We start from the raw sequence: 25,441 nt of genomic DNA on the forward strand, positions 1-25,441 counted from the left end.
GCCTGAGGTCACAGGCTGTCCGCCAACGGCAGTCCTCGGAACGCCGGTTGGCTTGGGGCGCCATGATTCCATGTCCGGCGGCGCGAGCGGTGCTCCCGCCTCGGCGAACGCGGCGCCCCCGGGGCGCACAGACGCATCCAGGGGCACCGCGTGTACGGACTGTGGCCGGTGTCAGCCGCCGAGTGCCCCGCCCGCGCCGCCCGCCTCGTCGGCGGCCAGGGGGTCGGTCCTCAGGTGGATCACACCGTAGTCGTATGCGTGCCGCCGGTAGACGACGCTGGGCTCCTTGGTCTCCGAGTCGACGAACAGGTAGAAGTCGTGCCCGACCAACTCCATCTCGTAGAGCGCCTGGTCGAGCGTCATCGGTGCCGCGACGTGCGTCTTCTCGCGCACCACCAGGGGGCCGTCGCCCTGCACCTCGAGCGAACCGGTCTTGGTGGTGGGCACGGACGGCGACGTCTCGCTGCCAATCAGCTCACCGTCCCCGTTGAACGAGGCGACGCCCGGCACGACCTCGCCCACCTCGGCGGCCGACCGCCGACCGCTGCCGCGGCGGCTGTAGCGCTTGTCGTGCTCCTTGCGCAGCTGTGTGTCCAGCTTGTCGGTCGCCAGGTCCAGCGCTGCGTACGGGTCGCCTGCCGCCGCTTCCGCCCTGATGACCGGTCCACGCGAACGAAGCGTGATCTCCACCCTTGCCGCACGGTCGGCCTGACGGGGGTTGGGCTCCTTGGACACCTCGACGTCCAGGCTCATCACCTTGCCGTCGAACTTCTGGATCTTGTCCAGCTTCAGCTTCTCGGCCACGTGCTTCCGGAACCGCTCGGGCACCTCGGTCTTGCGGCCCTTGACGACGATGTCCACGCAGAACTCCGTTCCCGGATCGCTCCGCCTCAGATGCGGAGCGTCTCCCTTTCGCACCAGGCTCCGGTGATCACCGGAGCCGCGGACTCGGTGACTTTCACCTCCTCCTCCCCCGTCGGCGAGGTCTGCGCCCCGCCGCTTTCACGCTTCTGGCCTGTCGGTGAGTTACCTGCCCGAAACCTGGTGGTGCATTCATCGAGATCCGGTATTCACCGTGCCTCACAACCGAACATAGCCTGCCCGCGGCCGTATCGGCACCCGCTACCCGTGCGTACCTCCGATCAGGTCCCTTCACCCCCGTATCACCTGCGCCGATGAAAGATTTCTGTCAGTTCCGGTTTATTTCGAAAGCGGATGGAGAAGCCGCCACCACCGCGGCAACCGGAGCCGCGGCGCCGCCATCGGTGGGCCATGCCGCGCGCACCGCGCGGGCGGCCTCGGCGAGGGTGGCGCCGGTCGTCAGCAGGTCGTCCACCAGCACCACCCGGCCACCGCTCAGCAGGGCCCTGCCCCGGACCGCCACCTCCAGGGCGCCCGCCAGGTTCTCCTGCCGCGCCCTCGCTCCCAGACCGGCCTGATCGGCCACCGCGCGCCGCTGCCGCAGCACCGCTGTCACCCGGGCGCGGACACCGGCGCGCCTCAGCTCCGCCGCGGCGGCGAAGGCGATCCGGCGGGTCGGGTCGTGCCCACGCGCCGCCGTGGCCGCCCGCGCCGACGGCATCGGCACGAGCAGCAGCGGCCCTCCAGCGTCCAGTCGGCCCGTCCCCGCCCGCACAGCCCCCGCCAAGGCCCCGCCGAGCGCGCCCACGAGACCGAGTGCTCCTCGCTCCTTGTGGGCCAGCAGCACCGCGCGTACCGCGTTCTCGTACGGAGCGGCAGCGTGCACGACCGGGAGCTCCGCCGGCTCGGGCGCCGGACGCACCCGGGACGGCTCGGCCGCCAGCTCGGCCGCGCACTCCGCGCACAGCTGCGTACGAGGCCTGCCGCAGCCGCCACAGGCCGCCGGCAGCACCAGTCCGGTGATCTCTTGCCACCATGCACGCACAGCCCCACTGTGCCGGTGCGGCACAGGCCGGACCAGCCCTGTGGACAACGCCCTGTGGACAACTCACGGACGTCAGCACCCCCGGCGGTCAGCCGGGATAGACCAGCGAGGAGCCTTCCCTGAGGACCGTCTGCCAGTTGTCACCGGGCGAGAGCTTCACTATCCCGTCGCTCTCGGTGTCCGCCATCAACGGCAGTTGCTCGTCGTCCGCCGCCGCGACGGCCGTCACCTGGTTCACCCCGGGCAGCACACCGGAGGACGACGTCGATCCGTCCGCCTGCACGTAGCGCACCTGCTGCACACCGCCCTCCTCCTTGCCGACCACCACGAGGCGGCTGCGGCCGGACCAGGACACGGCGCTCACATCGGTCAGCTGCGGAGCCGCGGTGCGCAGGTCCTCCACGGACACCCGCTCCGTATCACTCGAACCGTGGCGCTCCACGCGCCCGATCCGCAGGGTCGTGTGATCCCCCTCGGACACCCGCAGGGCGATCCGCACACCGTCGGCCGACAGTCGTAGCGCCTCGATCCGGCCCGCGCCGAGACCCGGGACCGCGACTTCCTGCGGTTCGCCCTCGCCGCCCACCAGACGCAGCAGCCGGGGACCGGACGGATCGCGGTCGGCGACCCACAGGTCCCCCCGGCCGTCCCAGCTCGGCGCGGAGAGCCGGTCATCGGCGCTCTTGGCCTGGCTGGTCACGACAGGGGCGGTCGCCTCGCCGTCCGTCACCAGGGAGGAGACGTAGAGGTGCTGCTGGTCCGCCGAGACCGCGGCGCCCTGCTGTTCGTCCCGGGACACACCGACGGCGCTCATGGCCACCGGTCCGGAGCCCAGCGGACCGGGCACCGGATCCGGATCGCCCAGGCCCTTGCTGCCCGCAGGGATCCGCTGCACATGCCCCTTGTCGTCGACGAAGTACTGGCTGTCGGGGGCACCGGAACCGCTGTCACCCTCGAACTCGGCGGAGTCGTCGGCCCCCAGCGAACACAGCGGACCGTGCTCACCCTGGAGTTCCACCTGGCCCACCCGGGCGGACGTCAGGTCCCGCAGCGTGAAGAGCACCTGGGCGGCCATCATCCGGCACTCCGTCGGCCCCGCCTTGTCCGCCTGCTTGCTGAGCCGCACCTTCAGTACGTTCTGGTCGTCGGGCGCCAGCGAGGTGACCCCCTTCCTGAGCGTCGTCCCGGCGGGGAAGCTCGAATCGACGACCGGCCGCAACCAGTTCGACGGGCCCTCCAGAAGCGTCCGCACCGTCTGCGTGGCCGTGTCCATCCGCGTGACGGGATCCGTCCGGTTGCGCACGTAGACGGGGTCGGCGACGAGCGCGGGCTCGCTCCCCGCCGGGGCGGCCGCGAAGTAGTACTTGTTCACGGGCCGGTACAGCCGCTTGAAGTCGGACTGCCCCAGCACCAGGCCGTCCGGCACGACGTCGATGCGCCACTCCTGCTTGCCGTCCGCACCCTTCTCGCGCACCAGGTGCAGCCCCTGGGAGTAGTCGGTCGGCGCGAGCGGCCGGTAGGAGCTCTGCGCGTCGACCGCCGCCACCTGTTCACCGGTCAGGGTGTACGTGGTCTCGGCCGCCCTGCGCTCCTTGTCGTGGAACGACGGCCCGTTGCGGTTGGGAGCCTTCGCGAGCACCGTGGTGCCCTCGCTCGGCTTCCAGGCCGCCCCCGCCTCCTTGGTCAGATACGTGCGGGTGGTCCGGAAATCGGGGTCGTCACTCGTCATCGACTCCAGGAAGCCGTCGACGATCTCCAGGGGGGAGGCGCCCTCCCTCGGCGGCACCGCGTACACCTGCACCTGGGCGTCACCGGCCCGCGACGCCTCGACCGCCTTGACCTCACCGGTGTCCGGCATCGCTCCGCACCCCGCGAGCACCACGACGGCGCAGCCGAGCAGCGCGGACACCCGCACCGCCCGTCCTCGGCCGCCTTGCCGACGGTCAGTGTCCACGAGTCGTGTCCTCCTGCTCCGGGTCCTGCGTCTCTGGGTCCGTGCGGCCGCCCGGCCGCTCCCCGGCGGGGCGCGGCACCACACGGGCGCCGTTGCCCGGCAGCGCCGCCGGGTCCACCGACGCCGGCGCCGGACGCGGTGTCATGGACCCCCGCGACGGGACGGGCAGCTGCCCTCGCGTCGTGCACCCGCCCTGACTCGGCACGGACAGCAGCCGGTGCTCGGCGGTCGTCAGGGAGGCGGCCTCGGTCCGTTCGCGGTCCTCCCGGTTGCGCCGCGAGTCCTCCGGTTCGAGCGGTATCGGCGACCCCCGCAGTGGCTCGTCCGCCGTGCGCGGCAGGGTCAGCCGGAACTGCGATCCGCCGCCGGGCTCGCCCCAGGCCTGCAGCCAGCCACCGTGCAGCCGGGCGTCCTCGACAGCGATCGACAGTCCCAGTCCGGTGCCGCCGGTGGTGCGGGCGCGCGCCGGATCGGCCCGCCAGAAGCGGTTGAAGACCCGGGTGGCCTCGCCGGGCTTGAGCCCCACGCCGTAGTCCCGGACCGCCACCGCCACGGCGCCCTGCGCGACCCCCATGCGTACGACGACGTCCCGGCCCTCGCCGTGTTCGACGGCGTTGACGACCAGGTTCCGCAGCACCCGCTCGACGCGCCGGGGGTCGGCTTCCGCGACCACGGGCTGTTCGTCGCCCACGACCACGATCCGGCTGCCCTTGCGCTCCGCGAGCGGCTCCGCGCCGCCGATCACCCGTCGCACGACCGTCCTCAGGTCGATCGGTTCGGCGTCCAGGGCCGCGGCCCCCGCGTCGAAGCGGCTGATCTCCAGCAGGTCGGACAGGAGCGACTCGAAACGGTCGAGCTGGTCGCCCAGCAGCTCCGCGGAACGCGCGGTCACCGGGTCGAAGTCGACGCGGGCCTCGTGGATGACGTCGGCGGCCATCCGTACGGTCGTGAGCGGGGTCCTCAGCTCATGGCTGACGTCGGAGACGAACCGTCGCTGCATCCGGGAGAGCTCTTCCAACTGCTGGATCTTCAGCTGGAGGTTCTGCGCCATCTTGTTGAAGGCCTCGCCGAGGCGGGCGATGTCGTCCTCGCCGGTGACCTTCATCCGTTCCTGGAGCCGGCCCGCCGAAAGGCGTTCGGCGATCCCCGCCGCCATCCGTACGGGCGTGACGACCTGGCGTACGACGAACCAGGCGATGGCGCCCAGCAGGACGACGACGAAGAGACCCGCCGTGGCCAGCGTCGTCGTGACCAGGGTCAGCGACTTCTCCTCCTGCGTGAGCGGGAAGAGGTAGTACAGCTCGTACGGGTTGTGGTCGATGTCGTAGAGGCGCTTGCCGACGACGAGCCCGGGCTGCGGGTCCTTGCCGTACGAGTACTTGATCGAGGAGTACGTCTGGAAGGCTCCGGGCCCCTTCCCCACGGCCTCCCGCAGGCTCTGCGGCACGCTGGACGCCTCGACGCTGCCGGAGCCCCGGGGGGCGCGGCTGGTGGCGCCCTGCTCGACGGAGTCGGCGCTCAGTGCCACCACGTTGAAGGCGTTCGTACCGCCACTGGCGAGCTGATCGACCAGCTCGGTACGCCAGGAGGTGTTCGCCGTCATGCCGTCGGCGCCCTCCTCCTCGCCCTGGTCGCCCGGGGCGAGCGGCGCGTTCGCATTGGCCTGGGCCGCCGCGAAACCGCCGGCCGCCTGCGTCTGCGCGGCCTTGGCCTTCGCGTCGAGCAGGCCGTTCTTGACCTGCCCGATCACGACGAAGCCCAAGAGCAGCACCACGGCGATCGACATGAGCAGCGTGCCCGCGACGACCCGCAGTTGCAGATTCCGCCGCCACAGGCGCACGGCGGGCAGCAACGGCCGCCGGATCCAGCGCATGAGCAGCCTCAGCACGGGCCCACCGGGAGTCCGGTCGGGGAACAACCGGCCGTCCCGCAGGACCCGGCCGAACCGCCAGAACCTTCGTGCCGACCCGGCAGCCCGCTCCGTACGGACTCCCGGGCCCCCGGGTTTCGGAGCAGAGCTGCCCAGGGTCATGTCAGCTCGGTCCGGCCTTGTAACCGACACCGCGGACGGTCACGACGATCTCCGGCCGCTCCGGGTCCTTCTCGACCTTGGAACGGAGCCGCTGCACATGCACGTTCACCAGCCGGGTGTCCGCGGCGTGCCGGTACCCCCATACCTGCTCGAGCAGCACCTCACGGGTGAAGACCTGCCACGGCTTACGGGCGAGGGCCACCAGCAGGTCGAACTCCAGCGGGGTGAGCGCGATGGACTGGCCCTCCCGCTTCACCGAGTGCCCGGCCACATCGATGACCAGGTCACCGATCGCCAGCTGCTCCGGCGCGGGCTCCTCGGACCTCCGCAGACGTGCCCTGATCCGGGCGACCAACTCCTTCGGCTTGAACGGCTTGACGATGTAGTCGTCGGCCCCTGACTCCAGACCCACCACCACGTCGACCGTGTCGCTCTTGGCGGTGAGCATGACGATCGGCACACCCGACTCGGCCCGGATCAGCCTGCAGACCTCGATGCCGTCCCGTCCGGGCAGCATGAGGTCCAGCAGCACCAGGTCCGGCTTGGCGTCACGAAATGCAGCCAGTGCCTTGTCGCCGTCCGCTACGAACGATGGCTCGAAACCTTCTCCACGCAGCACAATGCCGAGCATCTCGGCCAGCGCGGTGTCGTCGTCGACGACAAGGACGCGTCCCTTCATAAACGACATCATCCCATTAGCTAATCGTTACCTGCGATGATCTGGCACACAGCTCTGCCAGTCCGACCCCCGTGACCGGGGAAATGACACCCTCCTCCGTGACGATCGCCGTGACCAGTTCGGGCGGCGTGATGTCGAACGCCGGGTTGTACGCCTGGGCTCCCACCGGTGCCGAGGCAGACGCTCCCGCCTCCGCCCCGGCCGAAGCGGGCCCAGGGAATGTGAACTCCGTCACTTCACTCCCGGAACGCTGCTCCACGACGACGGCCGCACCGTCCGGCGTCCCCAGATCGACGGTCGAGGTCGGCGCCACCACGACGAACGGGACGTGGTGGTACTTCGCCAGCACCGCCAACGGATAACTCCCCACCTTGTTGGCCACCGAGCCGTCCGCAGCGATGCGGTCCGCACCGATGAGTACGGCATCCACCTCCCCCGCGGCAAACAGAGAGCCCGCCGCGCTGTCCGTGAGCACCTGGAACGGCAACCCGTTCCGTGCCGCCTCGTACGCCGTGAGCCGGGCACCCTGGAGCAGCGGACGCGTCTCGTCCACCCACAGCTGCCGCAGCCTGCCCTTGCGGTGCGCCCGCAGAGCGACGGCGAACGCGGTCCCCTCGCCGCCCGACACCAGCGCCCCGGTGTTGCAGTGGGTCAGCAGCCGGTGCGGTCCGTCGGGCAGGAGCTCCGCCAGCAGGTCCAGGCCGTACCGAGCCATCCGGACACTGGCCGCGGCGTCCTCCCGGTGCAGCGCCCGGGCCTCGGCCAGCGCCGCCGAGGCGGCCTGCCCCCGGCCCGCCCGCTTCTCCTCGGCACACCGGTACGCCTCGGCCACCCGCCGCGCACCGTATCCGAGGTTCACCGCGGTGGGCCGCGCCCCCGCCAGCAGCTCCGCGGCCCGCGCCACGTCCTCACCCCGGGCGGCGGCCAGGGCGACGCCGTACCCGCCGGCGATGCCCAGCAGGGGCGCGCCCCGCACCGCCAGCGTCCGGATCGCCCGGACCAGCGCGGGGACATCCGCGCACACCAGCTCGACCTCCTGCGACGGCAGCCGCGTCTGGTCGAGGAGCACCACGGCGGGGCCTTCGGGCGGCTCGGCCCAGCGGAGTACGGAAAGGGCCGGAGGCTCGATACCCACCGGCGAACGCGTGTCCTGATCAGCCATCCGCCCAGTCTGCCCGGTGAGCGGCCAGGACACATGGACAAGACGGAGGGAGAGCGCCCGGTCCACGCCGGGGCGGCGCGTGGCACGATGGCTGCCAACCTGCCGCCCCGGTGAGCGGTCAGGACCGTGAAGGAGCGACGATGAACGACTCTCCGGGCTGGGCCTCGCCCGGATCTGCCCCCTCCGACGGCCAGGACGGGGCCGGCATCCCCCGGCCCTCCGCCCCCGCCGACGCCAACGGCCCGGCCGGACAGTGGTCCGCCACGCAGCCGCAGGGCGGGCAGTGGTCCCCACCGAGCGCACCCGGCAGCGGCCCCGGCATGCCTCCGCCCGCACCCGGCTGGGGCGGCGCGCCAGGACCCGGGTGGGGCGGCCGGCCTCCCATGGCGGCGAAACCCGGGGTCATCCCGCTCCGTCCGCTGGGCGTCCTCGAGATCCTCGACGGCGCCGTGTCCACGATGCGCGCGCACTGGCGCCCCGTGCTCGGCATCAGTCTCACCATCTCGGTCGTCACCGAGATCATCGCCATCCTCCTCCAGCGATACGTCCTGCCGGAGCCGACCTCGATCGACCCGAACGCCGTCGGAAGCGAGGCTCTGCGCCAGGCTTCCGAATCGATGCAGTCGGAGCTGCTCTCCACGGCACCGGCCACGGTCATCGGGATGATCGCCACCCTCTTCACCACCTCCCTGCTCACCGTGGTGGTCAGCCGCTCCGTGCTGGGCCGCGGCGTGACCCTGCGCGAGGCCTGGTCGGAGGCCCGGCCGAGGATCCTCCCGCTCCTCGGGCTGACCCTGCTGCTGAGTCTGATGAGCGCCGCGATCATGACGGTGGGGCTGCTCCCCGGTCTGCTCATCGACGGCGGCGCCGGCCTGGCACTGGCCCTCCTCGGTTTCATCGGGGCCGTCGTCGTCGTGCTGTGGCTGATGATCCGCTTCACCCTCGCCGCACCGGCACTGATGCTGGAGAGGCAGCCCGTCCTCACGTCGCTGCGCCGGTCCGCGAAGCTGGTCAGGGGCAGCTGGTGGCGGATCTTCGGCATCCTGGCCCTGACCTACCTGATGGTCATCGTCGTCACCTTGATCATTACCATTCCGTTCGGCATCATCGCCGTGACCGCCGACAGCGAGGGACTGGGTGACCTGCTCAAGGGCAGTTCGCCCGACTTCGGCTGGCCCTTCCTCATCGTCACGGGCATCGGCGAAGTGATCGTCTCGACGCTCGCCTACCCCTTCACCGCGGGAGTGATGGCGCTGCTCTACATCGACCGGCGCATCCGCCGCGAAGCACTCGACCTGGACCTCGCGAGGGCCGCGGGTGTGCCCGGATACGACACCCCTAGGAGCTGATGCGGTGACGGCGGGGGGCGCCACCACGGCGGGACGACTCGTCCTGGCTGCGGACGACATACCCGTGGACATCCCACGCGTCCCCGCCCGGGAAGCGGCGCAGGACGAACTGTCCGACCCGATGTACCACGAGCACGACCCGAACCTGCTCGAACGCGGCCTCGACCGCTTCTGGGACTGGGTGGGCGACCTCTTCGACGGGGCCGCCGGGGCCGCACCCGGCGGCTCGCTCGGCCTGGTGGTGATCATGCTGATCATCGCCGGCCTGGTCGCCGCCCTCTGGTGGCGGCTCGGTACACCCCAGCGCGTCGCACGCCCCCCGGAGGCCCTTTTCGGTGGCGCCGCCCGCAGCGCGGCCGACCATCGGAAGGCGGCGCAGGCGCACGCCGACGCCCACCGCTGGACGGAGGCCGTCCAGGAACGCATGCGCGCCCTCGTCCGGGCCTTGGAGGACCGAGCCGTGCTCGACCCGCGCCCCGGCCGCACAGCGGACGAGGCGGCCTCGGAAGCCGGCCGGGCCCTGCCCGCCCATGCCTCCCGCCTCCGCTCCGCCGCCCGCGTGTTCGACGACGTCACGTACGGAGGCCGCACGGCCGACGCGGCCGCGTACCAGGACCTGAGCGCGCTCGACCGCGACATCGAAGCCGCCAAGCCCCTGCTCGCCGCCGGAACGACCGGGGAGGCCCCCCGGTGACCGGGTCCCCGACCGCCACGCCCACACCCACACCCGTGCCCGTGCCCGTGCCCGGATCCCCCTTGTCCACGACGTCGGTGTCCCGGACTCCTGGCCAGGTCTGGCGGCGTACACGCGGCCTGCTGCTCGCCGCCCTGCTCCTCGTCGCCGCCGGGATCACCTACGCCGCCGTCGGCTCGGGGGGTGAACACGGCCGCCTCGACCCCCGCTCCCCGGATCCCTACGGGAGCCGGGCCGTCGCCGAACTCCTGAAGGACCGGGGTGTCACGGTCGACGTCGTCACGACCCTCGGCGAGGCGACCGACGCGGCCGGTCCCGACACCACGCTTCTCGTCGCCGGGCCCAACGTGCTCACCGACTACCAGCGGCACGTCCTCCGTGGAGCCGTCGGCGACGCCTCCGGACGCACGGTCCTCGTAGCACCGGGCCGCGTCTCCGTCGGGACGCTGGCCCCCGGTGTCAGCGCCGAACTCCCGGGCCGGGCAGGCCCGCATCCGCCTCGCTGCGATCTCCCCGCCGCACGCTCCGCGGGCACCGTCGAGACGGGCGGCCTCCGCTACCGCACGGACGCACGCGACGCCGTCAGCTGCTACCCCGTCGACGGATACCCGACGTACCTGGTGCTTCCCGAGCACGCGTCGGGCGACACCGTGCTGCTCGGCTCCCCCGACCTCCTCTACAACGACCGCCTCGACCAGCAGGGGAACGCGTCGCTCGCCCTGCAGACTCTCGGTTCCCGTCCGCATCTCGTCTGGTACCTCCCCTCACTCACCGATCCGTCCGCCACTGCGGGCCCGGGCGGTCAGGAGAACGGAGAGGGCGGCGGTGACGGCGGTACCACGGCCGGCGAGAGCGGATTCGTCGACCTCATCCCCTCCGGCTGGCTCTGGGGCACGCTCCAACTCGCCTTCGCAGCCGTGCTCGCCGCGATCTGGCGAGCCCGCCGCCTCGGCCCCCTGGTCACCGAACGCCTTCCGGTGGCCGTCAGGGCCTCCGAGTCCACCGAAGGGCGTGCCCGCCTCTATCGGAAGGCCAACGCCCGTGACCGGGCCGCCGCCACACTCCGCTCCGCCACCCGCAACCGCCTCGCTCCCCTCGTCGGGGTCTCCCCGCGCGACGCCCAGTCACCCGGCGCCTTGCTTCCCGCCGTCTCCGCCCGCCTCGATGCCTCCGACACCGACGCCGTCGCTCTGCTCTTCGGCCCGGCTCCGGCCGACGACGCCGCTCTTGTTCTTCTGACCGACCAACTCGACGCCCTCGAAAGAGAGGTACGCACTTCATGAGCGCCCCGAACCCGGAGTCCGCCGAGCACGTGGCGACCGAGGGGAGTCCGACGGAAGCCGTCGTCTCCGACAAGGCCCGTGCCTCTCTCGAAGCCCTCCGCTCGGAGATCGCCAAGGCAGTGGTCGGCCAGGACTCCGCCGTGACCGGCCTGGTCGTCGCCCTGCTCTGCCGGGGCCATGTGCTGCTCGAGGGCGTCCCGGGTGTGGCCAAGACCCTTCTCGTCCGGGCCCTTGCCGCCTCCCTCGAACTCGACACCAAGCGCGTCCAGTTCACACCCGATCTGATGCCGAGCGATGTCACGGGCTCCCTCGTCTACGATGCCCGCACTGCGGAGTTCTCCTTCCAGCCCGGGCCGGTGTTCACCAACCTCCTGCTCGCAGACGAGATCAACCGGACCCCGCCGAAGACGCAGTCCTCCCTCCTTGAGGCCATGGAGGAGCGCCAGGTCACCGTCGACGGTGTCCCCCGGGCCCTCCCTGATCCGTTCCTGGTCGCAGCGACCCAGAATCCCGTCGAGTACGAGGGGACCTACCCGCTTCCCGAGGCGCAGTTGGACCGGTTCCTCCTCAAGCTCACGGTGCCTCTGCCGTCCCGTGAGGACGAGATCGACGTCCTCACCCGCCACGCGGGCGGGTTCGACCCCCGGAACCTCGATGCCGCCGGTATACGGCCTGTGGCCGGCCCGGCCGACCTGGAGGCCGCGCGGTCCGCGGTCGCAAGGACCCAGGTCTCCGCCGAGATCGCTGCTTACGTCGTCGATATCTGTCGTGCCACGCGTGAATCCCCCTCACTCACCCTCGGTGCCTCCCCCCGCGGCGCGACCGCTCTGCTGTCCACCGCGCGCGCCTGGGCCTGGCTCACCGGCCGGGACTACGTCACCCCGGACGACGTGAAGGCCCTGGCGCTTCCCACACTCCGTCATCGCATCCAACTCCGGCCGGAAGCCGAGATGGAGGGAGTCACCGCCGACTCCGTCATCACGGCTGTCCTCGCCCACGTCCCCGTCCCCCGATGAGGCGGTGACCATGGCCCTCACCGGACGAACCGCGCTCCTGGCCGCCCTGGGATCACTCCCCGTAGGCATACTGGCCCCGAGCTGGACAGGCATGCTCGCGGTCAATGCGCCGCTCTCATTGGCAATTCTGTGCGACTACGCCCTGGCCGCGCCAGTGCGTTCGCTGCGGTTCACCCGATCCGGTGATACATCCGTTCGACTCGGCGACACGGCACAGGTGCAACTCACCGTAACCAACCCTTCGAGACGACGGCTTCGTGCTCATCTCCGTGACGCATGGCCGCCCAGCAGTTGGTCGTCCGAAGCCGAACAGGCCGCCTCACACCACAGGTTCACCGTGCCCGCCGGAGAGCGGGTGCGTCTCACTACGTTCCTGCGTCCTGCCAGGCGCGGAGACCGCCTCCCCGACCGGGTCACCGTCCGCTCGTTCGGTCCGCTGGGCCTCGCGGCCCGGCAGGGGCGCCACGACGTCCCGTGGGCGGTGCGGGTACTGCCGCCGTTCACGAGCCGGAAGCATCTCCCGTCACGTCTCGCGAGACTCCGCGAACTGGACGGCAGGACCACCGTGCTCACCCGTGGGGAAGGTACCGAGTTCGACAGCCTCCGCGTCTACGTCCCGGGGGACGACACGCGCTCCATCGACTGGAGGGCCACCGCACGCCAGTCGGCGGTCGCCGTCCGCACCTGGCGCCCTGAGCGGGACCGCCACATCCTCATCGTCCTGGATACCGGCCGGACTTCCGCGGGGCGCGTCGGCGACGTCCCACGCCTGGACGCGGCCATGGACGCTGCGCTGCTGCTCACCGCGCTGGCCGTACGCGCGGGTGACCGGGTGAACCTCCTTGCCTACGACCGCCGTGTCCGGGCCCAGGTACGAGGTGGGGCCGCCGGGGGCGATGTCCTGTCGTCCGTCGTCAACGCCATGGCCCCGCTGGAGCCGGAGCTCGTGGAGACGGATGCCCGGGGCCTGAGCACGACGGCCATGGCCCACGCGCCCCAGCGTTCGCTGATCGTGCTGCTCACGAGCCTGGACGCCGCACCGGTGGAAGAAGGTCTGCTGCCGGTGCTTCCCCAGCTCACCCGGCGCCACACGGTGCTGGTGGCATCGGTCGCCGATCCTCACGTCGAAACGATGGCCCGGAGCCGAGGGTCGGTCGACGCGGTTTACGAGGCCGCAGCCGGCACCCAGACCCAGGAACAGCGCCGCCGGACCGCCGACCAGCTCCCCCGTCACGGTGTCACCGTCGTCGATGCCACTCCGAACACACTCGCACCGGCGTTGGCCGACGCCTATCTCGCCCTGAAGGCCGCCGGCCGCCTCTGACGGGAACCCAGGCGGCCCCCTCTCTCCCGCTGCCGGCACGCGCAGGCGTCACAGCATCGGCACCTCAAGCTCCGAGGCTGAAGACGTCAGGGGCGAGGTGCCACCGCCTTTCCGGAAACCCCCTGGAACGCAGAAAAGCCCCGTGCCACAAGGGCACGGGGCTTTCCCGGAATAATAGTTCGGCGGCGTCCTACTCTCCCACAGGGTCCCCCCTGCAGTACCATCGGCGCTGAAAGGCTTAGCTTCCGGGTTCGGAATGTAACCGGGCGTTTCCCTAACGCAATGACCACCGAAACACTATGAAATTAACCAACACCGGAGAAAACACGGCAGTTCGTTATTTCAGAACCAACACAGTGGACGCGAGCAACTGAGGACAAGCCCTCGGCCTATTAGTACCAGTCAGCTCCACCCGTTACCGGGCTTCCACATCTGGCCTATCAACCCAGTCGTCTACTGGGAGCCTTAACCACTCAAGGTGGTGGGAATACTCATCTCGAAGCAGGCTTCCCGCTTAGATGCTTTCAGCGGTTATCCTTTCCGAACGTAGCCAACCAGCCATGCCCTTGGCAGGACAACTGGCACACCAGAGGTTCGTCCGTCCCGGTCCTCTCGTACTAGGGACAGCCCTTCTCAATATTCCTACGCGCACAGCGGATAGGGACCGAACTGTCTCACGACGTTCTAAACCCAGCTCGCGTACCGCTTTAATGGGCGAACAGCCCAACCCTTGGGACCGACTCCAGCCCCAGGATGCGACGAGCCGACATCGAGGTGCCAAACCATCCCGTCGATATGGACTCTTGGGGAAGATCAGCCTGTTATCCCCGGGGTACCTTTTATCCGTTGAGCGACAGCGCTTCCACAAGCCACTGCCGGATCACTAGTCCCGACTTTCGTCCCTGCTCGACCCGTCGGTCTCACAGTCAAGCTCCCTTGTGCACTTACACTCAACACCTGATTGCCAACCAGGCTGAGGGAACCTTTGGGCGCCTCCGTTACTCTTTAGGAGGCAACCGCCCCAGTTAAACTACCCATCAGACACTGTCCCTGATCCGGATCACGGACCCAGGTTAGACATCCAGCACGACCAGAGTGGTATTTCAACGGCGACTCCACAACCACTGGCGTGGCTGCTTCAAAGTCTCCCACCTATCCTACACAAGCCGAACCGAACACCAATATCAAACTATAGTAAAGGTCCCGGGGTCTTTCCGTCCTGCTGCGCGAAACGAGCATCTTTACTCGTAGTGCAATTTCACCGGGCCTATGGTTGAGACAGTCGAGAAGTCGTTACGCCATTCGTGCAGGTCGGAACTTACCCGACAAGGAATTTCGCTACCTTAGGATGGTTATAGTTACCACCGCCGTTTACTGGCGCTTAAGTTCTCAGCTTCGCACACCCGAAAGTGCACTAACCGGTCCCCTTAACGTTCCAGCACCGGGCAGGCGTCAGTCCGTATACATCGCCTTACGGCTTCGCACGGACCTGTGTTTTTAGTAAACAGTCGCTTCTCGCTGGTCTCTGCGGCCACCCCCAGCTCAGGAAGCAAGTCCCCTCACCAGTGATGGCCCCCCTTCTCCCGAAGTTACGGGGGCATTTTGCCGAGTTCCTTAACCATAGTTCACCCGAACGCCTCGGTATTCTCTACCTGACTACCTGAGTCGGTTTAGGGTACGGGCCGCCATGAAACTCGCTAGAGGCTTTTCTCGACAGCATAGGATCATCCACTTCACCACAATCGGCTCGGCATCAGGTCTCAGACTATATGCACGACGGATTTGCCTACCGTGCGTCCTACACCCTTACCCCGGGACAACCACCGCCCGGGCTGGACTACCTTCCTGCGTCACCCCATCGCTTACCTACTACAAGTCTGGTTCATCGGCTCCACCACTACCCTCAACTCCGAAGAGATCGGGCCGGCTTCACGGACTTAGCATCGCCTGATTCAGTACTGGGCGTTTCAAAGCGGGTACCGGAATATCAACCGGTTGTCCATCGACTACGCCTGTCGGCCTCGCCTTAGGTCCCGACTTACCCTGGGCAGATCAGCTTGACCCAGGAACCCTTAGTCAATCGGCGCACACGTTTCTCACGTGTGTATCGCTACTCATGCCTGCATTCTCACTCGTGAACCGTCCACAACTCGCTTCCGCGGCTGCTTCACCCGGCACACGACGCTCCCCTACCCATCCATACTCCCGTTGAGGATATGTGTATGAATGACACGACTTCGGCGGTACGCTTGAGCCCCGCTACATTGTCGGCGCGGAATCACTTGACCAGTGAGCTATTACGCACTCTTTCAAGGGTGGCTGCTTCTAAGCCAACCTCCTGGTTGTCTCTGCGACTCCACATCCTTTCCCACTTAGCGTACGCTTAGGGGCCTTGGTCGATGCTCTGGGCTGTTTCCCTCTCGACCATGGAGCTTATCCCCCACAGTCTCACTGCCGCGCTCTCACTTACCGGCATTCGGAGTTTGGCTAAGGTCAGTAACCCGGTAGGGCCCATCGCCTATCCAGTGCTCTACCTCCGGCAAGAAACACACGACGCTGCACCTAAATGCATTTCGGGGAGAACCAGCTATCACGGAGTTTGATTGGCCTTTCACCCCTAACCACAGGTCATCCCCCAGGTTTTCAACCCTGGTGGGTTCGGTCCTCCACGAAGTCTTACCTCCGCTTCAACCTGCCCATGGCTAGATCACTCCGCTTCGGGTCTAGAGCGTGCAACTCAAACGCCCTATTCGGACTCGCTTTCGCTACGGCTTCCCCACACGGGTTAACCTCGCTACACACCGCTAACTCGCAGGCTCATTCTTCAAAAGGCACGCAGTCACGACGCACCGAGCAAGCTCGATGCGCGACGCTCCCACGGCTTGTAGGCACACGGTTTCAGGTACTATTTCACTCCGCTCCCGCGGTACTTTTCACCATTCCCTCACGGTACTATCCGCTATCGGTCACCAGGGAATATTTAGGCTTAGCGGGTGGTCCCGCCAGATTCACACGGGATTTCTCGGGCCCCGTGCTACTTGGGTGTCTCTCAAACGAGCCGTTAATGTTTCAGCTACGGGGGTCTTACCCTCTACGCCGGACCTTTCGCATGTCCTTCGCCTACATCAACGGTTTCTGACTCGCCTCACAGCCGGCAGACTGTGAAAAAGAGATCCCACAACCCCGCATGCGCAACCCCTGCCGGGTATCACACGCATACGGTTTGGCCTCATCCAGTTTCGCTCGCCACTACTCCCGGAATCACGGTTGTTTTCTCTTCCTGAGGGTACTGAGATGTTTCACTTCCCCTCGTTCCCTCCACACTGCCTATGTGTTCAGCAGCGGGTGACAGCCCATGACGACTGCCGGGTTTCCCCATTCGGAAACCCCCGGATCAAAGCTTGGTTGACAGCTCCCCGGGGACTATCGTGGCCTCCCACGTCCTTCATCGGTTCCTGGTGCCAAGGCATCCACCGTGCGCCCTTAAAAACTTGGCCACAGATGCTCGCGTCCACTGTGCAGTTCTCAAACAACGACCAGCCACCCATCACCCCACCCTTACAGGTGAGTGCACTGGGGCCGGCAACCAAAGGGACAGACTCAAACGAGCCCGTACCTTCAGATACCCAACAGCGTGCCCGACCCGACCAACCCGTTCCCGTTTTCCACGCCGAAGCAGTACTAACGAAACCGTGCTCATCGTGCCGAATAGTCAACGTTCCACCCATGAGCAACCAGCACCGAACATTCGCCGGTGTACTGGCCTCTGACCCAGCGAACCGGGTAAGAAGTGCTCCTTAGAAAGGAGGTGATCCAGCCGCACCTTCCGGTACGGCTACCTTGTTACGACTTCGTCCCAATCGCCAGTCCCACCTTCGACAGCTCCCTCCCACAAGGGGTTGGGCCACCGGCTTCGGGTGTTACCGACTTTCGTGACGTGACGGGCGGTGTGTACAAGGCCCGGGAACGTATTCACCGCAGCAATGCTGATCTGCGATTACTAGCAACTCCGACTTCATGGGGTCGAGTTGCAGACCCCAATCCGAACTGAGACCGGCTTTTTGAGATTCGCTCCGCCTCACGACTTCGCAGCTCATTGTACCGGCCATTGTAGCACGTGTGCAGCCCAAGACATAAGGGGCATGATGACTTGACGTCGTCCCCACCTTCCTCCGAGTTGACCCCGGCAGTCTCCTGTGAGTCCCCATCACCCCGAAGGGCATGCTGGCAACACAGAACAAGGGTTGCGCTCGTTGCGGGACTTAACCCAACATCTCACGACACGAGCTGACGACAGCCATGCACCACCTGTATACCGACCACAAGGGGGGCACCATCTCTGATGCTTTCCGGTATATGTCAAGCCTTGGTAAGGTTCTTCGCGTTGCGTCGAATTAAGCCACATGCTCCGCTGCTTGTGCGGGCCCCCGTCAATTCCTTTGAGTTTTAGCCTTGCGGCCGTACTCCCCAGGCGGGGAACTTAATGCGTTAGCTGCGGCACCGACGACGTGGAATGTCGCCAACACCTAGTTCCCAACGTTTACGGCGTGGACTACCAGGGTATCTAATCCTGTTCGCTCCCCACGCTTTCGCTCCTCAGCGTCAGTAATGGCCCAGAGATCCGCCTTCGCCACCGGTGTTCCTCCTGATATCTGCGCATTTCACCGCTACACCAGGAATTCCGATCTCCCCTACCACACTCTAGCTAGCCCGTATCGAATGCAGACCCGGGGTTAAGCCCCGGGCTTTCACATCCGACGTGACAAGCCGCCTACGAGCTCTTTACGCCCAATAATTCCGGACAACGCTTGCGCCCTACGTATTACCGCGGCTGCTGGCACGTAGTTAGCCGGCGCTTCTTCTGCAGGTACCGTCACTTTCGCTTCTTCCCTGCTGAAAGAGGTTTACAACCCGAAGGCCGTCATCCCTCACGCGGCGTCGCTGCATCAGGCTTTCGCCCATTGTGCAATATTCCCCACTGCTGCCTCCCGTAGGAGTCTGGGCCGTGTCTCAGTCCCAGTGTGGCCGGTCGCCCTCTCAGGCCGGCTACCCGTCGTCGCCTTGGTAGGCCATCACCCCACCAACAAGCTGATAGGCCGCGGGCTCATCCTTCACCGCCGGAGCTTTTAACCCCGTCCCATGCGGGACAGAGTGTTATCCGGTATTAGACCCCGTTTCCAGGGCTTGTCCCAGAGTGAAGGGCAGATTGCCCACGTGTTACTCACCCGTTCGCCACTAATCCACCCCGAAGGGCTTCATCGTTCGACTTGCATGTGTTAAGCACGCCGCCAGCGTTCGTCCTGAGCCAGGATCAAACTCTCCGTGAATGTTTTCCCGTAATCGGGATGAACACCACGAGAGCGGAACGACCAGGTCGGAATAAGACCGGTCGTTCACAGCGTCCTCGCTGTGTTTCGCCTACCAGCACCCAAGGGCCTGGCAGGTCTTTTCAAAGGAACCACCAACCTGCCGAAGCAGGCCGGGGTATCAACATATCTGGCGTTGACTTTTGGCACGCTGTTGAGTTCTCAAGGAACGGACGCTTCCTTCGGTCCCGTTTCACCGGGTCCCTCCGGGCGCTTCCCTTCGTTCTTGCGTTTCCGACTCTATCAGACTCTTTCGTGTCCGATTCCCGGTCGAAGCGGGTTCCTGCTCGGCGGTTGATTCACCACCGTGCTTTCCAGTTCTTCACTTTCGCGTTTCCCTTTCCGGCGGTTCCAACCTTACCAGACTCTTTTTCCGTTCCGTTTCCGGTCCGACTTTTGAATCCGATGGCCATGGAGGGCCTTTGCCTTTCGGCTGACTCGACTTTATCAGAAGCAATTCGGCTGACGAAAATCAGCTTGGCTGCTCGGAAGAGAGGAATCGATCGGCTCTGCGGGAAAACGTGTCCCCGGTAGGAGCGAGATGAACTTTAGTCGGCTGCTGTCGAACTTGTCCAGTCCGCCGCAACCGTTAAAACCTACCTCCCCACGCCAGCTGTGTCAACAGCTTTGGTGGGCGAGGATGAGACTAGCAGGTCAGCGCAGACGGATGCACATCGGCCCGTCAGGCCGCGGAGGGCAGCTCGGCGCTCTGCTCGCCCGCTTCCACGTCGCCGGTGTCGCCGGCCCGGGCCGCTCGTCCTCCGATGATGTAGACGTAGGCCAGAAAGGCCAGTTCAGCCCCGACCCCGATGGTGATCCGCCCCCAGGTGGGCAGGCCGGACGGCGTCACGAAACCCTCGATGAGGCCGGAGACGAACAGGACCAGGGCCAGTCCGATGGCCATACCCAGTGCGGCGCGCCCCTGTTGGGCCAGGGCGGCACGTCTCGTACGAGGCCCTGGATCGATCACGGTCCAGCCGAGCCGGAGCCCCGTCCCGGCCGCGACGAACACCGCGGTGAGTTCGAGCAGGCCGTGCGGCAGTACGAGCCCCAGGAACGTGTCCAGGCGGCCGGCCGAGGACATCAGCCCGATACCGACGCCGAGGTTGAGCACGTTCATGAAGAGGATCCAGATGACCGGAACGCACAGGAACGCCCCCAGAACCAGGCACATCGCCGCCGCCTGCGCGTTGTTCGTCCAGACCTGCGCGGCGAAGGACGCCGCGGGGTGGCTGGAGTAGTACGCCTCGTACTCACCGCCGGGCCGGGTCATGCCGCGCAGGTCGTCCGGGGCGGCGATCGACGCCTGGACCTCCGGGTGCGTACCGATCCACCATCCGATGACGGCCGCAAGCACCGTCGACAGCACCGCCGTGGGTATCCACCAGTGCCGCGAGCGGTAGACCGCCGCGGGAAAGCCGGCCGTCAGGAAGCTCACCGCGTCTCGCCAGGAGGCCCGGCGGGTCCCGGTCACGGTGGCGCGGGCCCGGGCCACCAGCTGGGTGAGGCGGGCGGTCAGCTGGGGATCCGGAGCACCGGACTGGATCAGGGAGAGATGTGTGGCCGTGCGCTGGTACAGGGCGACGAGTTCGTCAGCCTCCGCGCCTGTCAGGTTGCGCCCTCGGTGCAGGAGGTGGTCCAAGCGGTCCCACTCGATGCGGTGGGTCGTCACGAAGACGTCGAGATCCATGGTCGGCTGCTGCTCCAGGCATGGGGGCGTACGGGTCCGTACTACTGCGGCGCGCTGCGGCTCAGCTTGGCAGACTGAGCCTCCGAGGGGCAGGGAAGGGCGGCGAGGGGTGTGTGGCGATGAATGAGCTCGTGACCGGGGACGCGGTCGTACTGGGACTGCAACCGGCGAGGCTGCCGAGCCGGGCACTGGCGATCGTCATCGATCTTGCGGTTGTTCTGACCGCGTTCATGCTGCTGTCCATCGGCCTCGCCGTGGCGGCGGTGTCCCTGGACGAGGCGGCGGGCGCAGCGATCGCCGTCGCCACGTTCCTTCTGGTGCTGGTGGGCGGGCCGATCGCGGTCGAGACGCTGACCCACGGCCGGTCGCTGGGGAAGCTGGCCTGCGGGCTCCGCGTCGTACGCGATGACGGCGGACCGATCCGGTTCCGGCACGCACTGGTGCGGGGGGCCATGGGCGTGGTGGAGATTCTCGGGACGTTCGGCGTGGTCGCCTGCGTCTCGTCGCTGGTGTCGGCACGTGGCCGCAGGCTCGGCGACGTGTTCGCGGGCACCCTCGTCGTACGGGAGCGACTGCCCGCCGGGCGCGCGTCCGCGGTGCCGCCACCGCCGCCCTGGCTCGTGGGGCGCTTCGCGCAGCTGGACCTCTCGGCCGTTCCCGACGAACTCTGGCTCGCCGTACGGCAATACCTGACGCGTATGCACCAACTCGACGGCGCCGTGGGGTGGTCGATCGCCGAGCGCCTGTCCGCGGACCTCGTGGCCTGTACGGGGACCCCGGCGCCGCAGGGCGTTCCGGCTGCGGCGTACTTGGCCGCGGTGGTCAACGAACGCCAGACACGCGACGTCCGCCGGGTCACGGCCTCCGCGGGACACGGGGCACCGATGTACAGGTCGGTCGACGTGCGGGCACTCGAGGGGCGTCGCCCGGAGGCGCCCCGAACGGAAGCGCAGTCCCCGCCCCCGAACCCCTTCGGGCCGGTCGGGACGCCTTCCACGCCCGCCGGGCCTCCGCGACCCTCGGAACCCACCGCACCCGCAGATCCGGACGGGACCGCGGCGGCCCCTCCCCGCCCGGGCGGACCGAAGGGTTTCGCTCCGCCCGCCTGATTCCCGCCCCGGCCGGCGCCGCCCGGCCGATCCTGCCCCGACCTCCGTGCGCGGCCGGTCTGTTCACCCTGTCTCGCGGGGTGCGGGCGACGGCGACGGTGGTGATTCCAAGTGTTCGAGCTCGATGCCGGGAGCTGCGAGGACCACGTCCCCGGCCAGGTGAACGGTGTGCCTTTCACCGGTGTCCAGCGCACTGACCTGGTACTCGTCCACGATCAGGGGGCCGTTGTCAGTGGGGTGCGCTTCACTGTTCACCAAGGCCCAGGACTGGTCGACGGTACGGGGGGCGAGGACCGGGTCCGTGAAGGTGACCACGCGGACACGGGTCTCGGGGGAATCGGGGGTGAGGCGCAGGAGCCGGCTCGTGGCGACGAGGAAGGCGGGGGAGGTACCGGAGAAGGTGTGGGCGCGGACATTGCCCTCGGTCGCGTGGGCGCCCGTCGGATCGGTGCGTACCCAGGTGACGCCTTCGAGGGCCGCGCCGCGTACCTGCCAGCTCGCGGCGTGCAGTTCGAGACGGATGGGCCGGCCGAGCTCGTCCAGGGCCAGATCGACGGAGCCCAGGTGCGCGCCGGAGGGCGCCGTGGTCTGGGAGACGTAACGCCAGCCGGAAGGTCCGGGGGCGCAGTGGAAGTGCTCTTCACCGAGGGGGGTGTGGTCATGGAGATCGTGAAGCGAATATCGACCGCGGGGCATGGGGTCCTTCGGATTCCTCGGGCCGTGCACGTGCGATGACGCGGTGCCGTGACGGGGTGCGTCCCCGGTACGGGCCGGGGCGGCACGTGTCCGCGCACTGGGACGGCACGTGTCCGCGCAGTGGGGTGGTTCGTGTCCGGACAGTCGGGCGCGGGGGTCAGCCCGGAGGGGACACGCGGGGCGGGACGGGGCAGGCCCCCGGCACGGGGGTGCGGGGGCCTGCGCTCGGATCTGCTGCTGGAGGCCGGCCGGGTGGCCGACGGTTCGCTCAGTAGCGGTAGAGGTCCGACTTGTACGGGCCCTCGACCGGTACGCCGATGTAGTCGGCCTGCTCGGGGCGCAGGGTCGTGAGCTTCACGCCCAGCGCCTCCAGGTGGAGACGCGCGACCTTCTCGTCCAGGTGCTTGGGCAGCACGTAGACGTCGGTCGGGTACTCCTCCGGCTTGGTGAACAGCTCGATCTGGGCCAGGGTCTGGTCCGCGAACGAGTTGGACATGACGAACGACGGGTGGCCGGTGGCGTTGCCCAGGTTCAGCAGGCGGCCCTCGGACAGCACGATCAGGACCCTGCCGTCCGGGAACGTCCAGGTGTGGACCTGCGGCTTGACCTCGTCCTTGACGATCCCGTCGATCTTCGCGAGGCCGGCCATGTCGATCTCGTTGTCGAAGTGTCCGATGTTCCCGACGATGGCCTGGTGCTTCATCCGGGCCATGTCGCCGGCCATGATGATGTCCTTGTTGCCGGTCGTCGTGACGAAGATGTCCGCGGTCTCCACCACGTCGTCCAGGGTGGTGACCTGGTATCCGTCCATCGCCGCCTGCAGGGCGCAGATCGGGTCGATCTCGGTGATGATCACCCGGGCACCCTGGCCGCGCAGGGACTCCGCGCAGCCCTTGCCCACATCGCCGTAGCCGCAGACGACCGCCGTCTTGCCGCCGATCAGCACGTCGGTGGCGCGGTTGATGCCGTCGATCAGCGAGTGGCGGCAGCCGTACTTGTTGTCGAACTTCGACTTGGTGACCGCGTCGTTGACGTTGATCGCCGGGAAAAGGAGGGTGCCGTCGCGGTGCATCTCGTAGAGCCGGTGCACACCGGTCGTGGTCTCCTCAGTGACACCGCGGATCTCGGACGCCAGCTGGGTCCACTTCTGCGGGGACTCACTGAGGGTCCGGTTCAGCAGCGTGAGGATGTAGGCGTACTCCTCGCTGTCCGCCGTCGACGGGTCCGGGGCCGCACCGGCCTTCTCGAACTCGACGCCCTTGTGGACGAGGAGGGTGGCGTCGCCACCGTCGTCGAGAATCATGTTCGGGCCGCCGGTGGGCGTGTTCGGCCAGGTCAGCGCCTGCTCCGTGCACCACCAGTACTCCTCCAGCGTCTCGCCCTTCCAGGCGAAGACCGGGACGCCGGCGGGGGCCTCCGGGGTGCCCTCGGGGCCGACCGCGATGGCCGCGGCGGCGTGGTCCTGGGTGGAGAAGATGTTGCAGGAGGCCCAACGGACGTCGGCGCCGAGGGCGACGAGGGTCTCGATGAGCACCGCGGTCTGCACCGTCATGTGCAGCGAACCGGTGATGCGGGCGCCGGCCAGCGGCTGCGCTGCGGCGTACTCCTTGCGGATCGACATCAGGCCGGGCATCTCGTGCTCGGCGAGGGTGATCTCCTTGCGCCCGAAGGGGGCGAGGGAAAGGTCGGCGACCTTGAAGTCCTGGTGCTGTGCGGCCGTCGTCATAACGGGCTGCTCCTCGTCGTGGGTCGAGGGTGGGCTGGCTGGCTCTGCGGTGGCGGCGGGCATACGGATGCCCGGTTCCTCACAGTGCAGTCCGTCGGAGGCCCTCTCTCCCTCGGCCGGCCCGCGACCGCGGGCCGATCGACCGCCATCAGCAGCGACGTCTGGTACTGCGACGAATCTACACCGAGAGGCCCGGCCACCCCCAGCCCGCCCGGAGATCCGGGTAGGCCGCGGGGTCGGCCCGGGTCGTACCTCAGCGGGTCAGTGGCCCGAATCGTCCGACCGGGCCGGACGATCCGACGAGGCGGGCGGTTCAGGGGTGGTCGGAGCATCGGGAGCGGCCGAAGCGCCGGAGGTGCCGGTCGGACCGGAGCCATCGACCGCACCGGCCGGGTCCCCCGCGTCCACCGGGCCCTCCGCGTCCGCAGCGTCCACCGGGCCCCCCGTGTCCCGAGCGCCCACCAGGTCCGTCGCCGTGCCCGTCGCGTCACCGCCCGGGCTCTTGCCCGGGTTGGTGCCGGCCGCTGCCGCCTGCTCGTTGTAGATGTCCGGCTCGAGGTAGATCACCCGGGCGATCGGGACGGCGGCGCGGATCCGGGCCTCGGCGGCGTTGATGGCGTCGGCCACCTCGGACGCGGATTCGTCGTGCCGGACGGCGATCTTGGCGGCGACCAGCAGTTCCTCGGGGCCCAGGTGGAGCGTCCGCATGTGGATGATGCCGGTCACGGTGTCGCCGTCGACCACGGATGCCTTGATCTTCTCGACGTCCTCGATCCCCGCCGACTCACCGAGCAGCAGCGACTTCGTCTCGGCGGCGAGGACGATCGCGATGGCGATCAGCAGGACACCGATGCAGAGGGTGCCGATGCCGTCCCAGACGCCGTTGCCGGTACCCAGCGCCAGGCCGACACCGCCGAGGGCGAGGACGAGACCGACGAGCGCTCCGAAGTCCTCCAGGAGGACGACGGGGAGCTCGGGGGCCTTCGCCCGGCGGACGAACTCCGTCCAGGAGAGCTTCCCGCGGGTCTGGTTGGACTCCGCGATGGCCGTACGGAAGGAGTAGCCCTCGGCGATGATCGCGAAGACCAGCACGCCGACCGGCCAGTACCAGGCCTCGATCTCGTGGGGGTGCTTGATCTTCTCGTAGCCCTCGTAGATGGCGAACATGCCACCGACCGAGAAGAGCACGATGGAGACGAGGAAGGCGTAGATGTAACGCTCACGCCCGTAACCGAAGGGGTGTTCCGGGGTCGCCTGCCGCTTCGCCTTCTTGCCGCCGAGCAGCAACAGGCCCTGGTTGCCCGAGTCGGCGACCGAGTGGACGCTCTCCGCGAGCATCGACGACGAGCCACTGAAGAGGAACGCCACGAATTTGGCCACTGCGATCGCGAGGTTGGCGGACAGTGCCGCCACGATCGCCTTGGTTCCGCCTGACGCGCTCATGGGTGCGTGGTG

16 protein-coding genes and 3 rRNA genes are annotated in these 25,441 nt (G+C 67.9%); 6 read left to right on the forward strand and 13 right to left on the reverse strand.

The annotated features are described in order from the left end of the window. Window positions 1-171: 171 nt before the first annotated feature. The 6 genes from raiA to mtnA all read right to left on the reverse strand — a co-directional run bounded on the left by raiA (window position 172) and on the right by mtnA (window position 7,733). Complete coding sequence (gene raiA / locus SACTE_RS12245) at window positions 172-861, reverse strand: ribosome-associated translation inhibitor RaiA (RefSeq protein ID WP_014046348.1); 690 nt, start codon at window positions 859-861, stop codon at window positions 172-174. A 328-nt stretch (window positions 862-1,189) separates the two neighbouring features. Beyond that, window positions 1,190-1,906: a phosphoribosyltransferase family protein gene (locus tag SACTE_RS12250; protein ID WP_026359209.1), complete on the reverse strand. Its 717-nt coding sequence runs from the start codon at window positions 1,904-1,906 to the stop codon at window positions 1,190-1,192. An 88-nt stretch (window positions 1,907-1,994) separates the two neighbouring features. Further along, window positions 1,995-3,821 carry an LpqB family beta-propeller domain-containing protein gene (locus SACTE_RS12255; RefSeq protein ID WP_014046350.1) on the reverse strand — a complete coding sequence of 609 codons (1,827 nt, stop codon included), beginning with the start codon at window positions 3,819-3,821 and terminating at the stop codon, window positions 1,995-1,997. A gap of 28 nt (window positions 3,822-3,849) precedes the next feature. Continuing rightward, the gene (mtrB, locus tag SACTE_RS12260; RefSeq protein WP_014046351.1) at window positions 3,850-5,892 is read right to left on the reverse strand and encodes an MtrAB system histidine kinase MtrB; all 2,043 of its coding nucleotides are present in this window, start codon (window positions 5,890-5,892) and stop codon (window positions 3,850-3,852) included. 1 nt (window position 5,893) lies between these two features. Further along, window positions 5,894-6,583 carry a two-component system response regulator MtrA gene (gene mtrA / locus SACTE_RS12265; protein WP_193383664.1) on the reverse strand — a complete coding sequence of 230 codons (690 nt, stop codon included), beginning with the start codon at window positions 6,581-6,583 and terminating at the stop codon, window positions 5,894-5,896. 4 nt (window positions 6,584-6,587) lie between these two features. Beyond that, the gene (gene mtnA / locus SACTE_RS12270; protein ID WP_014046353.1) at window positions 6,588-7,733 is read right to left on the reverse strand and encodes an S-methyl-5-thioribose-1-phosphate isomerase; all 1,146 of its coding nucleotides are present in this window, start codon (window positions 7,731-7,733) and stop codon (window positions 6,588-6,590) included. Window positions 7,734-7,873: 140 nt separating this feature from the next. On the opposite strand from mtnA, the gene SACTE_RS12275 reads away from it, so the two are divergent. From SACTE_RS12275 to SACTE_RS12295, 5 genes are all read left to right on the forward strand, one after another. After that, window positions 7,874-9,082 (forward strand): glycerophosphoryl diester phosphodiesterase membrane domain-containing protein, encoded by a 1,209-nt coding sequence (locus SACTE_RS12275; RefSeq protein WP_014046354.1) that lies wholly within the window; start codon window positions 7,874-7,876, stop codon window positions 9,080-9,082. Window positions 9,083-9,086: 4 nt separating this feature from the next. Further along, window positions 9,087-9,776, forward strand: coding sequence for a DUF4129 domain-containing protein (locus tag SACTE_RS12280; RefSeq protein ID WP_014046355.1), 690 nt, complete (start codon window positions 9,087-9,089; stop codon window positions 9,774-9,776). A 62-nt stretch (window positions 9,777-9,838) separates the two neighbouring features. Next, window positions 9,839-11,059, forward strand: a complete 1,221-nt coding sequence (locus tag SACTE_RS12285) for a DUF4350 domain-containing protein (protein ID WP_019993650.1) — start codon at window positions 9,839-9,841, stop codon at window positions 11,057-11,059. Further along, entirely contained in the window at window positions 11,056-12,075 is a 1,020-nt protein-coding gene (locus SACTE_RS12290; RefSeq protein WP_014046357.1) for a MoxR family ATPase, read from the forward strand. Before SACTE_RS12285 ends, SACTE_RS12290 begins: the two co-directional genes overlap by 4 nt. A gap of 10 nt (window positions 12,076-12,085) precedes the next feature. Then, window positions 12,086-13,399 (forward strand): DUF58 domain-containing protein, encoded by a 1,314-nt coding sequence (locus SACTE_RS12295; protein ID WP_014046358.1) that lies wholly within the window; start codon window positions 12,086-12,088, stop codon window positions 13,397-13,399. Between the two features lie 177 nt (window positions 13,400-13,576). Here the strand turns inward: SACTE_RS12295 and rrf are convergent. The 4 genes from rrf to SACTE_RS12315 form a co-directional block, all read right to left on the reverse strand. Next, a 5S ribosomal RNA gene (rrf, locus tag SACTE_RS12300) occupies window positions 13,577-13,693 on the reverse strand. Between the two features lie 78 nt (window positions 13,694-13,771). Then, window positions 13,772-16,896: ribosomal RNA gene (locus SACTE_RS12305) — 23S ribosomal RNA — on the reverse strand. Between the two features lie 304 nt (window positions 16,897-17,200). Then, window positions 17,201-18,726: ribosomal RNA gene (locus tag SACTE_RS12310) — 16S ribosomal RNA — on the reverse strand. Together the 16S, 23S and 5S rRNA genes form the textbook arrangement of a ribosomal RNA operon. A 721-nt stretch (window positions 18,727-19,447) precedes the next feature. Continuing rightward, window positions 19,448-20,455: a stage II sporulation protein M gene (locus tag SACTE_RS12315; RefSeq protein ID WP_014046359.1), complete on the reverse strand. Its 1,008-nt coding sequence runs from the start codon at window positions 20,453-20,455 to the stop codon at window positions 19,448-19,450. Window positions 20,456-20,574: 119 nt separating this feature from the next. On the opposite strand from SACTE_RS12315, the gene SACTE_RS12320 reads away from it, so the two are divergent. Continuing rightward, window positions 20,575-21,564 carry an RDD family protein gene (locus SACTE_RS12320; RefSeq protein ID WP_014046360.1) on the forward strand — a complete coding sequence of 330 codons (990 nt, stop codon included), beginning with the start codon at window positions 20,575-20,577 and terminating at the stop codon, window positions 21,562-21,564. 63 nt (window positions 21,565-21,627) lie between these two features. On the opposite strand, the gene SACTE_RS12325 is transcribed toward SACTE_RS12320, so the two are convergent. The 3 genes from SACTE_RS12325 to SACTE_RS12335 form a co-directional block, all read right to left on the reverse strand. Then, window positions 21,628-22,260 carry a hypothetical protein gene (locus SACTE_RS12325; protein ID WP_014046361.1) on the reverse strand — a complete coding sequence of 211 codons (633 nt, stop codon included), beginning with the start codon at window positions 22,258-22,260 and terminating at the stop codon, window positions 21,628-21,630. A gap of 268 nt (window positions 22,261-22,528) precedes the next feature. Further along, window positions 22,529-23,986: an adenosylhomocysteinase gene (gene ahcY, locus SACTE_RS12330; RefSeq protein ID WP_014046362.1), complete on the reverse strand. Its 1,458-nt coding sequence runs from the start codon at window positions 23,984-23,986 to the stop codon at window positions 22,529-22,531. 261 nt (window positions 23,987-24,247) lie between these two features. After that, window positions 24,248-25,429, reverse strand: coding sequence for a cation diffusion facilitator family transporter (locus tag SACTE_RS12335; RefSeq protein ID WP_014046363.1), 1,182 nt, complete (start codon window positions 25,427-25,429; stop codon window positions 24,248-24,250). Window positions 25,430-25,441 lie beyond the last annotated feature (12 nt).

This window comes from Streptomyces sp. SirexAA-E, from assembly GCF_000177195.2.
Lineage (GTDB): Bacteria > Actinomycetota > Actinomycetes > Streptomycetales > Streptomycetaceae > Streptomyces > Streptomyces flavovirens.